Origin of the sequence: Streptomyces sp. NPDC047515 (assembly GCF_040643055.1) — a bacterium.
Classification (GTDB): Bacteria; Actinomycetota; Actinomycetes; order Streptomycetales; family Streptomycetaceae; genus Streptomyces.
In genome coordinates, this window is record NZ_JBEYTM010000065.1 from 29572 (window position 1) to 42554 (window position 12983).

A 12983-nucleotide genomic window follows, 5' to 3' on the forward strand; every position below is an offset into this window, starting at 1 on the left:
GCCATGGCACAGGGCACGGTCCAGGTGACGCACACCGGCACATCGCGGTGGCGGCGCCGCACAGGCGAATACGCCTCCCTCACCGCAGCCCTGGAGGCCGCGGCGGACGGCGACGTCCTCACCGTCGCGCCGGGCACCTACCGGGAGAATCTGGTCCTGCACCGCGCGGTGACCCTGCGCGGCCCCGAGGGTTCGGTCGGCTCCGTTCGGATCGCGCCGGTCGACGGCGTGCCGTTGACCGTCCGCGCCGCCGCGGTCGTCTCGGACCTGCATGTAGAGGGCCAGGACTCGACGGCTCCGGCGCTGCTCGTCGAGGACGGCGCCCCGGAACTCGCGGATCTGCGGATCGTCACGCGTTCGGCCGCCGGGATCGAGGTGCGCGGTGCGGCCCGGCCGACCGTGCGCCGCTGCACGGTCGACAACCCGGCCGGGGCCGGCATCGCCGTACTCGACGGGGCGGGCGGGGTGTTCGAGCAGTGCGAGGTCGTCTCGGCCGGCCAGGCCGGGGTCTCGGTGCGTGACGGTGCGCATCCGCGGCTGGAGCGGTGCCGGGTCCACCACGCGTCGGGCGCGGGGCTGAGCATCACCGGCGAGGGCAGTGGTCTGGAGGCCGTCGGCTGCGAGGTGTACGAGATCAAGGGCAGCGGGATACAGGTGACCGCCCGCGCGACCGCCCACCTCACCGACTGCACGGTGCACCGCACTTCGGCGGACGGGGTCACCCTCGACACCGACGCCGTACTGACGCTCGCCGACTGCGACATCCACGACATCCCGGAGAACGCGGTGGATCTGCGTTCCCGTTCGGTCCTCACCCTCACCCGCTCCACGGTCCGCCGGTTCGGCCGCAACGGTCTTTCCGTCTGGGATCCCGGTACCCGTGTCGACGCCAACCAGTGCGAGATCCACGACAGCACGGGAGACTACCCGGCGGTCTGGGTGAGCGACGGGGCGACCGTGATACTGGACTCCTGCCGGGTCCACGACGTACCGGACGCGATCTTCGTGCTCGACCGGGGGTCGCGCGCCGACGTGGTGGACAGCGATCTCTCCCAGATCCGCAACACCGCGGTGTCGGTGAGCGACGGTGCGACAGCCCAGCTCGACGACTGCCGCATCCGCGAGGCGTCCACCGGCGCCTGGTTCCGCGATCACGGCAGTGGCGGCACGCTGAACAACTGCACCGTCGACGCGGCACAGACCGGAGTGATCGTCACCAAGGGCGCCGATCCGACGATCGAGCGCTGCACGGTCACCTCGCCCGCCGAGGCCGGTTTCTACGTCTCCGCCGAGGGCCGCGGCACCTTCCACAGCTGCCGGGTCACCGGCAGCGAGGGCTACGGCTTCCATGTGATGGACGGCTGCCGTACGACGCTGACCCGCTGCCGCACGGAGCGGTGCGCCCGTGGTGGCTACGAGTTCGCCGAGGGCGGCGACGGCCAGGGATCGGGGCCCGTCGTGGAGGACTGCACGAGCGACGAGAGCGCGCTGCGCACCCCTGCTCCGCCCGCCCCCGCCGTGCTGACGGCAGCCCAGTCGGCCCCCGGGCTGCTCGGCGCGGTCCCCAGGCCGCGCGCCGTCGAGCCCTCCCCCGCCGCGGTGCCCGCCGCCGAGCCGGTACGTGCCTCGGACGCCGTCCTCGGGGAACTGGACGCGCTGGTGGGCCTGGACAGCGTCAAGCGGGAAGTGCGCGCCCTCACCGACATGATCGAGGTCGGCCGTCGGCGTCAGAAGGCGGGGCTCAAGGCCGCGTCGGTCCGGCGCCATCTCGTCTTCACCGGCTCCCCCGGCACCGGCAAGACCACCGTGGCCCGGCTGTACGGCGAGATCCTCGCCTCGCTCGGAGTGCTGGAGCGAGGCCATCTCATCGAGGTGTCCCGCGTCGATCTGGTCGGTGAGCACATCGGCTCGACCGCCATCCGCACCCAGGACGCCTTCGACCGGGCACGCGGCGGGGTGTTGTTCGTCGACGAAGCGTACGCCCTGTCACCCGAGGACTCCGGCCGGGACTTCGGCCGGGAGGCGATCGACACGCTCGTGAAGCTGATGGAGGACCACCGCGACGCGGTGGTCGTCATCGTCGCCGGGTACACCCATGAGATGGAGCGGTTCCTCACCGTCAATCCCGGTGTGGCGTCACGCTTCTCACGGACCATCACCTTCAGCGACTACGAGCCCGCCGAACTGCTGCGGATCGTCGAGCAGCAGGCCGACGAGCACGAGTACAGTCTGGCCTCCGGGACCGGGGAGGCACTGCTGAAGTACTTCACCGAGCTGCCCAAGGGCCCTGCGTTCGGCAACGGCCGCACGGCCCGGCAGACCTTCGAGTCGATGGTGGAGCGGCACGCGGGCCGGGTCGCCCAGCTCTCCGAGCCGAGCACGGACGACCTCAGCCTGCTCTACCCGGAGGATCTGCCGGAGCTCCCCTGAGACCGTGGGGCCTTCGGGGCCTGTGCCCCGTCGGCCTGGCGGGGCAGGACCGGGGCGAGCCGGTCCAGCAGCGCTGCGCGTTCCTCCGCGAAGACCGGGTCCGCCTGATAGTCCGAGTGCCCCAGAACGGGTTCGGGCAGTGGATGTTCGGGGGTCCGGCCGTAGACCAGCGGATCCTTCAGCGGCCCCCGGTCCACCTCGGGCCCCGGTCCCTCGTCGAGCCTGACCATGCCGCCGATCGGGTCGGTGGCCCGCCACAGGTTGCGCCAGCAGCGCACGGACCGGTGCAGCCCGTGCAGTGGTACGGGGCCGAAGTAGGCCGGGAACCAACGCCCGTACAACCGCTCGATCGGAGAGCCGTAGGTGAGCAGCGCGACCCGGCCACGGGTCTCGACGGGCAGTTGCCAGACCGCGGAGGCCGCGAGGACGCTGCCCTGGGAGTGGCCGGAGATGACGAGCCGGCCACCGGTCAGTCCGGTCCAGCCGGACATCCGTGACGCCAGATCGGGGACGGCGCGCTCGGCGTAGCAGGGCGGAGCGAAGGGGTGCGCGGCGCGCGGCCAGAACGTGCCGACGTCCCAGAGGATGCCGATGGTGCGCCGCGCGGAGGCGTCGCGGTAGGCGCGCCGCCCCCAGGTGACGAAGAGTATGAATCCGAATCCGATCATCCAGGAGCCGGTGGACTGGGCCGCTTCGGCCACGGCCTCGGCGAACGGGCCGCTGCCCTTGAGCGCCAGGCCGGGCACCTCACCGCTCTCCCAGGCCCCGCCGACGGCCGCCGCGCCGAGCAGCAGCGTGGCTCCGGAGACCGGGCCGAGGATCCAGGGTGCGGAGTCGGTCAGGGCCGCCGTGGCCCGGATCCGGGCGATCTGCCGGGTCCGGGCGGGGTCGGGTCGCTCCTGGCCGTACTCCCGGTCGATGTCGGGTTCCAGGGCGCGGGCGGCGAGCCAGGTGCGTACCAGCAGCAGGAGGGCGGGAACCACCAGGAGCGCCAGAAGTACGGGAATGACCGAGGCCTGCCAGCTGAGCAGCACCGGCGGCCCCTCGATGACGGAGCCCCTGCCCATGCCCGGGGTGCCGGATCCGTCGAGCCAGTCGGCGACGCGCTGGGCGACCCCGCCGGTCATGACGCCGCCGAGGGCGCACGCGAGCATGGCGACGACCGGTCCGCCGAGTCCGTACATGACGGTGCGGGGTTCGGGGGTGCGGCGGTACAGGCTCAGTGAGACCACCGCGAGGACGACGACGAGCGCTCCTTGGCCGAGGGTGACGACGCTGAAGGCGACGTCACCCGGCAGGGCGCCCGCCGATACCCAGGCGGGACGGGACCAGGACGCGTACACCGCGGCGAGGACGAGCAGCGCGAGCGCGGCGCCGGGCAGATAGGTGATGAGTGCCTGGTCGAGCCGGTTGTCGAGACGCCGTTCGCTCCGGCCGCGGCGGCACACGACCCAGAGCACCACGAGCGCGCCCAGGACCAGTGCCGTCTCGATCAGCCGGCCGAGTATCCCGGGCACGGGGCCGCTGACGGCGCGGTCGTGGCGGGCCGCGGCGCCTGCGACCGACGCGGCGACGGTCAGGAATCCGGCGGCGGTGTGGGCGGCTCGCAGCCGGGCGACCAGACGGCGGCCGTACCAGAATCCGGGCCGGCCGAGGGCCGGCCGAGGGCCGGGGACGGTGCCGGACGTACTCAGGTCCTGTCCGGCCTCCGGGTCGACGTCATCCGGTTCGGGCCCGGTCAGCGGGCGCTGTGACTCGTACGCGCTCCAGGTCCGGTTCGACAGGAACCAGAGCAGCCCCACCACGGCCGTGGGCACCAGCGAGGCCAGGGCGAGCCGTCGGCCCGGCTGGGACCACCAGCCGCCCTGCGCGGTCGACAGGAAGCCGAGCCAGGACCGCTGGTTCGAGCAGTCCGGTACGCCGGCGCACTGCCAGGCCGTCAGGTCGAGCGCGACCTCGCAGGCCGCCGCGGTCAGCAGGACGGTGAGGCTGAGCGCGACGAGCCGGACGACGACGCCGTACAGGCGTACCGCGCGGGTACGTGCGCGGGCGGTGGGGCGCATCCAGTGGGCGAGGTTGACGACCATGAACGGGAGCAGCAGCAGCCAAAGGGCGCGGGAGCCGTTGCCGGAGGTGAGGTTGGACCAGCAGTAGGCCTCGGCGATGGGCCGGTCGCGGTACCGCTCCGGGTGCTGCTCGGCGTCCATGTCGTCGGCCCGCCGGTAGATGGCGGCGGTGGCGTCGCCGGTGACCCGGACCGTACGTGGATCGTCGAGCATCTCCTGGGGCGTGGCTCCGCCCACGCCGTGGACCAGCAGTTCCAGCGCGGGCCCCGGATTGCTCTGCGGGGCCTGGGTGGCAGGTGGCACTGGAGTGACTCGCTCTCTCGGTCGTGGGGGGTGTGCTGATGCACGGTCACCAGAATCGTGGAAGCGGGCCGGTGTACGCACCGCTCTCACGGAATCTCCCCCGTGCGACGGCCGACGACACCGCGTGGCAGGATGACCCCGTCCGAAGAGAGACTGTCGCGCGGCCAGAGGGAAGGACCGGCGTTGAGCGAGAATCAGAACCTGCTCGCGGAGCAGCGGCGCGCCCTGATCCTCGACGAGGTGCGCAGGCGTGGCGGGGTGCGGGTCAATGAGCTGACCCGCAAGCTGAGCGTCTCCGACATGACCGTCCGCCGGGATCTGGACGCGCTGGCCCGCCAGGGTCTGATCGAGAAGGTCCACGGCGGGGCCGTTCCGGTGGTCGAGGCCAGTACGCACGAGCCCGGCTTCGAGGCCAAGTCGGCTCTGGAGCTGACCGCCAAGGAGGACATCGCGCGGGCGGCAGCGGCGATGGCCGTGCCCGGCAGCGCCATCGCGCTCTCCGGCGGTACGACGACGTACGCGCTCGCCCAGCAGTTGCTGGACGTACCGGATCTGACCGTGGTCACCAACTCGGTGCGGGTCGCGGATGTGTTCCACTCCGCGCAGCGGTCCGGGGCCGCGGGTGGGGTGCGGACCGGGGCCGCCACGGTGGTGCTCACCGGCGGGGTACGGACTCCGTCGGACTCGCTGGTCGGTCCGGTCGCCGATCAGGCGATCGCCTCGCTCCACTTCGATGTGCTGTTCCTCGGGGTGCACGGGATCTCGGTGGAGGCGGGTCTGTCGACGCCGAATCTGGCGGAGGCCGAGACCAACCGCCGTTTCGTCCAGTCGGCGCGTCGTGTGGTGGTGGTCGCCGACCACACCAAATGGGGCACGGTGGGCCTGAGTTCGTTCGCCACTCTGTCGCAGGTGGACACGTTCGTGACGGACGCGGGTCTGTCGGCCGCTGCCCGCGAGGAGATCGAGGAGCACCTGCCGGGCCTGCTCGTGACGGGCCGGATCGAGGACGGCGACTCCTGAGGCACCGGGCGGTGTGTCGCTTCCGCTCCGTTCGGACCGGGCGGCGCACGGCCCAAGGGCTGTCCCGTAATTCCTGGCGGGCGCACGACGACGGCTACGGCACCTCGCCGCGTTGTCGGAACATCCGCATACATCCAGTATGCGGACGTCCCTCCGCCTTACGATGCACCGCATCCGACGCCGCACGCTGATCCACCAGGGATTACGGGGCAGCCCTTAGCATCGTGCCGTGGCCGTCTTCCGGATCGAGCGCTTCACGCATCTTCCCGCGGCCGAGGCCTGGCGCCGGGTGACGGACTGGGAACGGCACGCAGCGCACGTCCCGCTGACCACGATCACCGTCCGCACGGGGCCGCCGACCGGGACGGGGACCGTCTTCGTGGCGCGTACGGGTGTGGGTGCGCTGGGGTTCGACGACCCGATGGAAGTGGTGCGGTGGACCCCGCCCGCCGCCGGCCGGGCGGGGCTGTGCCGGCTGGCGAAACGCGGTTCGCTGGTGCTGGGGCGGGCGTCGATCGACGTGTATCCGACGGACTCCGGGTCTCATGTGGTGTGGGTGGAGGAACTGAGTGTCCGGCTACTGCCGCGGTGGGTCGATCCGTTGGTCGCCGCGGCGGGTCGCCGGGTCTTCGGCCGGGTGCTCGACGGCATGCTGGACCGTCCGGCCGGTCCGTTTCCGTGGCCCGGCATGGTCGGGTGACCCGTGTGCCGCCGTTCGGAGTGATCCACCGGGCCCCCCTGCGGCGATCCGGTGGAAGACTCGGCCGGTGAGCGAATCCTCCGATGACACGCCGCTGCGTTGCCTGGTGACCGGTGCCTCCGGGTACATCGGCGGCAGGCTGGTACCCGCACTCCTGGACGCCGGTCACCGGGTGCGCGCGCTGGCCAGGACCCCGCGGAAGCTGCGTGACCACCCGTGGGCGGACAGGGTCGAGGTGACCGAGGGGGATGTCTTCGACGCCGCTTCGGTGCGCGCGGCGATGCGGGACATGGACGTGGCCTCCTACCTGGTGCACGCGCTCGGCTCCGGACCGGGGTTCGAGGAGAAGGGCCGGGAGGCGGCCCGGATCTTCGGCGAGCAGGCACGGGCCGCGGGAGTCGGCCGGATCGTGTACCTCGGTGGACTCACCCCGGCCGGGGTGCCCGAGCGGGAACTGTCACCGCATCTGCGGTCGCGGGCCGAGGTGGGGCGCATCCTGCTGGATTCCGGGGTGCCGACGGCTGTACTGCGGGCCGCGGTCGTCATCGGATCGGGCTCGGCCTCGTTCGAGATTCTGCGCCATCTCACCGAACGGCTGCCGGTGATGATCACCCGAGCTGGGTGCGCACGTCGATCCAGCCGATCGCGGTACGGGACGTCGTGCGGAATCTCGTCGGCTGCGCGCGCCTGCCGGCCGAGGTGAACCGCACGTTCGACATCGGCGGCCCGGACGTCATGGCGTACCGGGACATGATGCGGCGCCGCGTAACTCCCGTGCGTGCCAGGACATCTGACGATACGCCAGCTATGGTGTGCGCGAACCGTCCGCTGCCGACCGCACGGGAGGTGCGATCCGTGTTCCGCCGACTCCGTTCCGTGGAACTCGACTTCGTCGAGTCCGCTCCACTGCGACTGGTCTTCGCCGCCGAGGTCTCCGCCCCGCCGGAGGCGGTCTACCGTGCGCTCGCGGACGACGTGGCGGGCTGGCCGAGTTGGTTCACCTCGGTGACGGCGGCCCGGCCCACCCGGGCGGGCACGGGGCGCGAGGTCCGCCTCAAGGGGGGCACGGTGCTGCGCGAGACGATCCTCGCGACGGAGCCGGGAAAGCGGTACGCCTACCGGGTCGACGAGTCCAACGCCCCTGGTCCGCGGGCGCTGTTGGAGGAGTGGCGGCTCACCCCCGCCGGGACCGGGACGCGGGTGCGGTGGACGTTCGCCGCGGACGGTTCCGCACTCTTCCGGTTCGCGCTGCGGCTGGGCCGGTCGGGGATGGGACGGGCGTTCCGGGACGCGGTGCGCGCGCTCGACGGGCAGCTGGCCGGGCCCACGGCCTGAAAGCGGCCGTGGACCGCGCGGACCCCGTTCCGTCGGCTATCCGGGCCAGTCACCGCTGCGCAGGAAGGAGTCGATGGTCTGCGTGTACGGGGCGATGTCCAGGCCCTGTGCGGCGAGCCAGCTGTCGGAGTAGTACTTGTCGAGGTAGCGGTCGCCGGGGTCGCAGATCAGGGTGACGATGCTGCCGGTGGCGCCCTGCCCGACCATTTCCGCGACCAGTTTGAACGCGCTCCACAGCCCGGTGCCGGTGGAGCCGCCCGCCTTCCGGCCGATGGCCTTCTCCAGGGCGCGTACGGCGGCGACGCTGGCCGCATCCGGCACCTTCATCATCCGGTCGATGGCCCCGGGCACGAAGCTCGGCTCCATCCGGGGCCTGCCGATGCCCTCGATCCGGGAGCCGCAGTCGCTGGTGGCGAGGGGGTCGTGGTGGGTCCACCCGTCGAAGAAACAGGAGTTCTCCGGGTCGGGCACACAGATCCTGGTGTCGAACTGCATGTAGTGCACATAGCGGGCGATGGTCGCCGAGGTGCCCCCGGTCCCGGCCGTGGCCACGATCCACGTCGGCTCCGGGAAACGCTCCAGCCTCAACTGCTGGTAGATCGACTCCGCGATGTTGTTGTTGCCGCGCCAGTCGGTGGCCCGTTCGGCGTAGGTGAACTGGTCCATGTAGTGACCGCCGGTGTCGGCGGCCAGCATGGCCGACTCCTCGTACAGCCTTCGCGAATCGTCGACGAAGTGGCAGCGGCCGCCGTGGAATTCGATAAGCCGGCATTTCTCGGGGCTGGTGGTGCGGGGCATCACCGCGATGAACGGCACACCGATCAGCTTGGCGAAGTACGCCTCCGAGACGGCCGTCGATCCACTGGACGCCTCGATCACCGGCTTGCCGGGCCGGATCCAGCCGTTGCAGAGCCCGTAGAGGAAGAGCGAGCGGGCCAGCCGGTGCTTGAGGCTGCCGGTGGGGTGCGTCGACTCGTCCTTGAGGTAGAGGTCGATACCCCATGCCTCGGGGAGCGGGAATCGCAGCAGATGGGTGTCCGCGGAGCGGTTGGCGTCGGCCTGGACCTTGCGTACGGCCTCGTTGAGCCAGGCCCGGTACTCGGGGTCGGAACGGTCGATGTCGATGGTCGCCGCGGCCCGGCCTTCATGTGTGTGCTCACTGGTGCCCATCAGCGCGTTCCTCCTCGTGTCACCGGACTCTGCCCGTCAACGATAATCCCCCTACCTGCAGAAACGTTCACTTTGATGTCCCATAGCCCCGCCTTGGCCTCGATGGACCGGGCGGCCGTGACATTGCGCCGTCACGCGGCCTGGCGCGCCGCTCCCGGGTTGTGCAGACTGCCCATCAGAGACATGACGAAGGGGGCGAAGCGGCCATGCCGGAAACGGAGTTCAGCGCGACGGGGGTACGGATCGAGCGGTGGGCCCGCTCGCTCACCACGGCCGGGCAGGTGATCGTCAAGGACGGCAGGCTGGCCCTGCTGACCAGCTACGGACGGGAGATCGACAGCGCCCCGGTGGTGGCGGTCAGTGCGGGCAGGCCGTGGTTCGCCGGGGCCGGTGCGACCGTGGCACGTCTCAACGGGACGCGATACCGGCTGACGATGGGGCAGCGCAATCACGGTCCGGACACGGCGGGGCCCGCACGCAGGTTCCTCGAAACGCTGCGCAGTGCGGGCAGCCGGATGATCTGACGGAGCGGCGCCGCCGGGCGGAGACGCCGCGAGTTGCGGACCCGTGACCCCTGAGCGACATTGGTCACACGTCACTCATGGTTTACCGGCGGTGACACTCGGATCCGCACCGTCGGACCGGAATCAGCAGCTGGATGTCTGCTGGATCCGTTCCTCCGTCTTCTTCCGGACCTATTTCGGGGAGTCGCAGCCGTGATCAGCGAGCCAAGCAGGCACTGCACGGTGGAGCTCCAGGCCCTGCCGTCGCGGATCGGTCAGGTCCGCAGAATCGTTTCGGCGCAGCTGCGCTACTGGCATCTCGATCCTTTGATCGACCATGCGGCGCTCGGCGTCACCGAACTGCTGACCAACGTCCACCGGCATGCCCAGCCGGACAAGTCATGCACCGTCGAGATCGAGCTGCTGCTGGAACGGCTGACGGTGTCCGTCCATGATCACGACCCCCGGCTGCCGACCGTGCGCGAGGCCACCGCGTCCAGTACGTCGGGGCGCGGGCTCGCCCTGATCGCCGCGGTCAGCGAGAGCTGGGGGGTGCGCCCGAGCGGCGGGGCCGGGAAGGTCGTCTGGTTCACGCTTCCGGCACCTCCCCTGTTCGCCGCGCAGCCGCACCACCCGGTGTACGGGGCGACGACTGACGGGCCGTTCGAGCCGGACGCCGTCGTGTACCTGGAGAGTGCCACACCGTCCGCCGCCCGGTCGGCGGTGGTCGGGTAGCGGAAGGAAGGAGGAGCGGGGGGGGGGGCGGGGGCCCCCCCCCCCCCCCCCCCGGGCGGGGGGGGGGGGGGGCCGCCCGCGGGGGGGGGGGGGGGCCCCCCCCCCCCCCCCCGCTCCTCCTTCCGCCGTGCCGTTCCGGCGGCGGAGTGCGCTACTCGGCGGCGACCGCTCGAAGCACGTCCAGACGGGCCGCCCGGCGGGCCGGCCGCATGCCCGCCAGCGCCCCGGCCGCGATCCCGACGAGGGCGACCACCAGGAGCCGCAGCGGCGGCAGCGCGAAGGCGAGGGACGCGCCGCCCGCGGAAGCGGACGCCTTGACCAGCACCCAGCCGAGGAAGCCGCCCAGCAGCAGGCCGCCCGCCGTGCCGAACGCCGCGACCAGGACGGACTCCCAGCGGACCATGGACCGCAGCTGGCTCCGGGTCTGCCCGACGGCCCGCAACAGGCCCAGTTCCCTGGTGCGTTCGTGGAGGGCCAGGGTGAGCGTGTTGGCGATGCCCAGCAGGGCGATCAGTACGGCGAGCGCCAGCAGGGCGTAGACCAGGGTGAGCATCATGTCGATGCCGCCCGCCGAGGACTGCGCGTACTCGCTGCGGGTCTGTACGTCCGGGTTGCCGTACGCCGCCGCGGTCCTGGTGACCGCCTCCTTGCCGTCGGCGGTGGACACGCCGGGCGCGAAGGAGACGGCGATCAGCGAGTCGGAATCCTGCGCGCGGTGCGGGGCCCAGGCCTGACGGGTGATGACATAGTCGCCCGCGAGTTCCGACCGGGCGTAGACGGCACGGACCGTGAAGTTCCGCTGCGTGCCGTCGGCGAAGGCGAGCCGTGCGGTGGAGCCGGTGCGCAGTCCGCGCTCGGCGGCCTCGGTGCCGGACACGGCGATCCCGTTCGCGCCCAGGTCCTTCAGCGACCCCTCGACCGGCCCGAGGTCGAAGACCTTGCCGAGCGCGGCCGGGTCGGTGACGGTCAGGGCGCGTCCCGCGCCGTCGACCTCTGCGACGCCTTTGCCGAGGCCGACGGCGGTCGCGACCTCCGGCAGCCGGTCGACCGCCGGGGCGAGCCGGGGGCTGAGGCCGCTGCCGCCCGCGCCGAAGGCGGGAGCGCTGATGGCCACGTCGCCCGCGAAGGACCGGTCCACCGTCCGGTTCATGGTCGTCTTCAGCGAGGCGCCGAAGACGGTGAAGAGCGAGACCACGGCGACGCCGATCATCAGCGCGGTCGCGGTGGAGGCGGTCCGCCGGGGGCTGCGCAGGGCATTGCGCCTGGCCAGTCGGCCCGTGACGCCGCGCAGCCGGTCGAGCGGCGCGCCGAGGATCCGTACGCCGTACGAGGAGGCGACGGGTCCGAGCACCACGAACGCGGCGACTGCCAGCACCGCGCCGATGGCTGCCGGCCAGACGGACGGATCGCCCGACACACCGGTCAGGATGGTGCCGACGGAGACCAACAGAAGCACGGCCCCGGCGAGGGCGCGCGACCGGGAGGCCGCGGAGTCGTCGACGGCGCTCTCGCGCAGGGCGGCGAGCGGGGCGGTGCGTCCGGCCCGGACGGCGGGCAGGAGGGCGGAGCCGAGACAGACGAGGGCGCCGACGGCGAGCGGTAGCAGCAGGGACACCGCGCCGATCGCCAGTGTGCCCTCGGGAAAGGGGAACCCGACGGCGGGGAAGAGCGCCTGCAGCCCGGCGGCGATGCCGATGCCACCGGCCAGACCGGCCGTGGAAGCGATCACGCCGACCACCGTCGCCTCGACGAGTGTCGCGCCGACGACCTGACGGCGGGCGGCCCCGAGGGCGCGCAACAGCGCGTTCTCGCGGGTTCGCTGGGCGACGACGATCTCGAAGGTGTTGTGGATGGAGAAGGTGGCGACGAGCAGCACGATCCCGGAGAACACCAGCAGCAGCGTAGTGAACACGCTGAGGAACGCCCCGGAGAGCATGTCCCGGTTCTCGGCTGCCGAGGCCTGTCCGGTGATGGCCTCGACTCCCCCGGGCAGTGCGGGGCGCAGCGCGTCGACGAGTTCCTGCTGGCTGGTGCCCGGGGTCGCGCGCACCTGAATAGCCGATGCCTCGCCGGGCTTCGGCGTGAGGTACTTCTCCGCGTCGGCCTGCGTCAGCGCGGTGTAGGTGACCTGCCCCATGCCGTCCTGGCCTCCGAAGGTGGCCAGTCCGACGATCCTGACGTGTACGGGGTCGGGGGTGCGCAGCACGGTCGTGTCGCCGATCCTGAGCCCGCCCCGGACTGCGGTGCCGCGGTTGACGACGGCCTCACCGGGCGCGGACGGGGCGCGCCCGGCGGCGAGGCGGTACGGGTTGAGCTTCGGGTCGTCGATCCAGTTGCCGGCCAGGGTGGGCGGCCCCTGGCCTCCGACGGGTGTGCCGTCGGAGCCGATGAGCTGACCGGCGCCCTGGATGTCGGGCGCCGCCGCGGCGACCCCGGGGATCCGCTCGATCCTCTTCACGAGTGCGGTGTTCACCGGTTGCCGGGTGCCCTGGGACTCACCGGCGACGGTGACCACATGGGAGCCGCGCACCACGGCGTCGGTTCCGGCGGTCGCGTTGCCGAACATGGTGTCGAAGCTCGCGCGCAGGGTGTCGCCCATGACGAGCGTCCCGGTGAGGAACGCGACGCCTAGTGTCCTGCGCCGAGAATTCGTTGAATAAGTAGACTGCTTCCATGGCGAAGATGGGGCGGCCGATGGCCGAGCTGGTGTTGTCTGAGGAG

The 12983-nt window shown here is 71.9% G+C and carries 8 protein-coding genes and 2 pseudogenes; 7 read left to right on the top strand and 3 right to left on the bottom strand.

Annotated elements, in window-relative coordinates; translation table 11 throughout:
* The first annotated feature begins 3 nt into the window (after positions 1–3).
* Positions 4–2430: a right-handed parallel beta-helix repeat-containing protein gene (locus tag ABZ826_RS33640; RefSeq protein WP_361457054.1), complete on the top strand. Its 2427-nt coding sequence runs from the start codon at positions 4–6 to the stop codon at positions 2428–2430.
* Here the strand turns inward: ABZ826_RS33640 and ABZ826_RS33645 are convergent.
* Positions 2400–4799 (bottom strand): hypothetical protein, encoded by a 2400-nt coding sequence (locus ABZ826_RS33645; protein WP_361457057.1) that lies wholly within the window; start codon positions 4797–4799, stop codon positions 2400–2402. The genes ABZ826_RS33640 and ABZ826_RS33645 overlap by 31 nt on opposite strands.
* Positions 4800–4982: 183 nt before the next feature.
* On the opposite strand from ABZ826_RS33645, the gene ABZ826_RS33650 reads away from it, so the two are divergent.
* The 4 genes and pseudogenes from ABZ826_RS33650 to ABZ826_RS33665 all read left to right on the top strand — a co-directional run bounded on the left by ABZ826_RS33650 (position 4983) and on the right by ABZ826_RS33665 (position 7854).
* The gene (locus tag ABZ826_RS33650) at positions 4983–5819 is read left to right on the top strand and encodes a DeoR/GlpR family DNA-binding transcription regulator (protein WP_361457060.1); all 837 of its coding nucleotides are present in this window, start codon (positions 4983–4985) and stop codon (positions 5817–5819) included.
* A gap of 229 nt (positions 5820–6048) precedes the next feature.
* Positions 6049–6519: an SRPBCC family protein gene (locus ABZ826_RS33655; protein ID WP_361457063.1), complete on the top strand. Its 471-nt coding sequence runs from the start codon at positions 6049–6051 to the stop codon at positions 6517–6519.
* A 67-nt stretch (positions 6520–6586) separates the two neighbouring features.
* Positions 6587–7281: pseudogene (locus tag ABZ826_RS33660) on the top strand (NAD(P)H-binding protein); the annotation flags it as partial.
* Positions 7282–7374: 93 nt separating this feature from the next.
* Positions 7375–7854 carry an SRPBCC family protein gene (locus ABZ826_RS33665; protein WP_361457075.1) on the top strand — a complete coding sequence of 160 codons (480 nt, stop codon included), beginning with the start codon at positions 7375–7377 and terminating at the stop codon, positions 7852–7854.
* Positions 7855–7890: 36 nt separating this feature from the next.
* Here ABZ826_RS33665 and ABZ826_RS33670 read toward each other — a convergent pair whose 3' ends face one another.
* Positions 7891–9024: a PLP-dependent cysteine synthase family protein gene (locus tag ABZ826_RS33670; protein WP_361457066.1), complete on the bottom strand. Its 1134-nt coding sequence runs from the start codon at positions 9022–9024 to the stop codon at positions 7891–7893.
* A 206-nt stretch (positions 9025–9230) separates the two neighbouring features.
* Between ABZ826_RS33670 and ABZ826_RS33675 the strand changes: the two genes are divergently transcribed.
* Both ABZ826_RS33675 and ABZ826_RS33680 read left to right on the top strand, forming a co-directional pair.
* Positions 9231–9548 (top strand): hypothetical protein, encoded by a 318-nt coding sequence (locus tag ABZ826_RS33675; protein ID WP_361457069.1) that lies wholly within the window; start codon positions 9231–9233, stop codon positions 9546–9548.
* 192 nt (positions 9549–9740) lie between these two features.
* On the top strand, positions 9741–10262 hold the full coding sequence (locus ABZ826_RS33680; RefSeq protein ID WP_361457072.1) for an ATP-binding protein: 522 nt from the start codon (positions 9741–9743) through the stop codon (positions 10260–10262).
* Positions 10263–10413: 151 nt separating this feature from the next.
* Here the strand turns inward: ABZ826_RS33680 and ABZ826_RS33685 are convergent.
* Positions 10414–12894 (bottom strand): annotated as a pseudogene (locus tag ABZ826_RS33685) (FtsX-like permease family protein); the annotation flags it as partial.
* Between the last annotated feature and the right edge of the window lie 89 nt (positions 12895–12983).

What these genes read in the sequence shown, in the direction of transcription:
- ABZ826_RS33640 (WP_361457054.1), top strand. Translation starts at nt 4, where the DNA reads ATGGCACAGGGCACGGTCCAGGTGACGCACACCGGCACATCGCGGTGG.
- ABZ826_RS33670 (WP_361457066.1), bottom strand. Translation starts at nt 9,024, where the DNA reads ATGGGCACCAGTGAGCACACACATGAAGGCCGGGCCGCGGCGACCATC.
- ABZ826_RS33675 (WP_361457069.1), top strand. Translation starts at nt 9,231, where the DNA reads ATGCCGGAAACGGAGTTCAGCGCGACGGGGGTACGGATCGAGCGGTGG.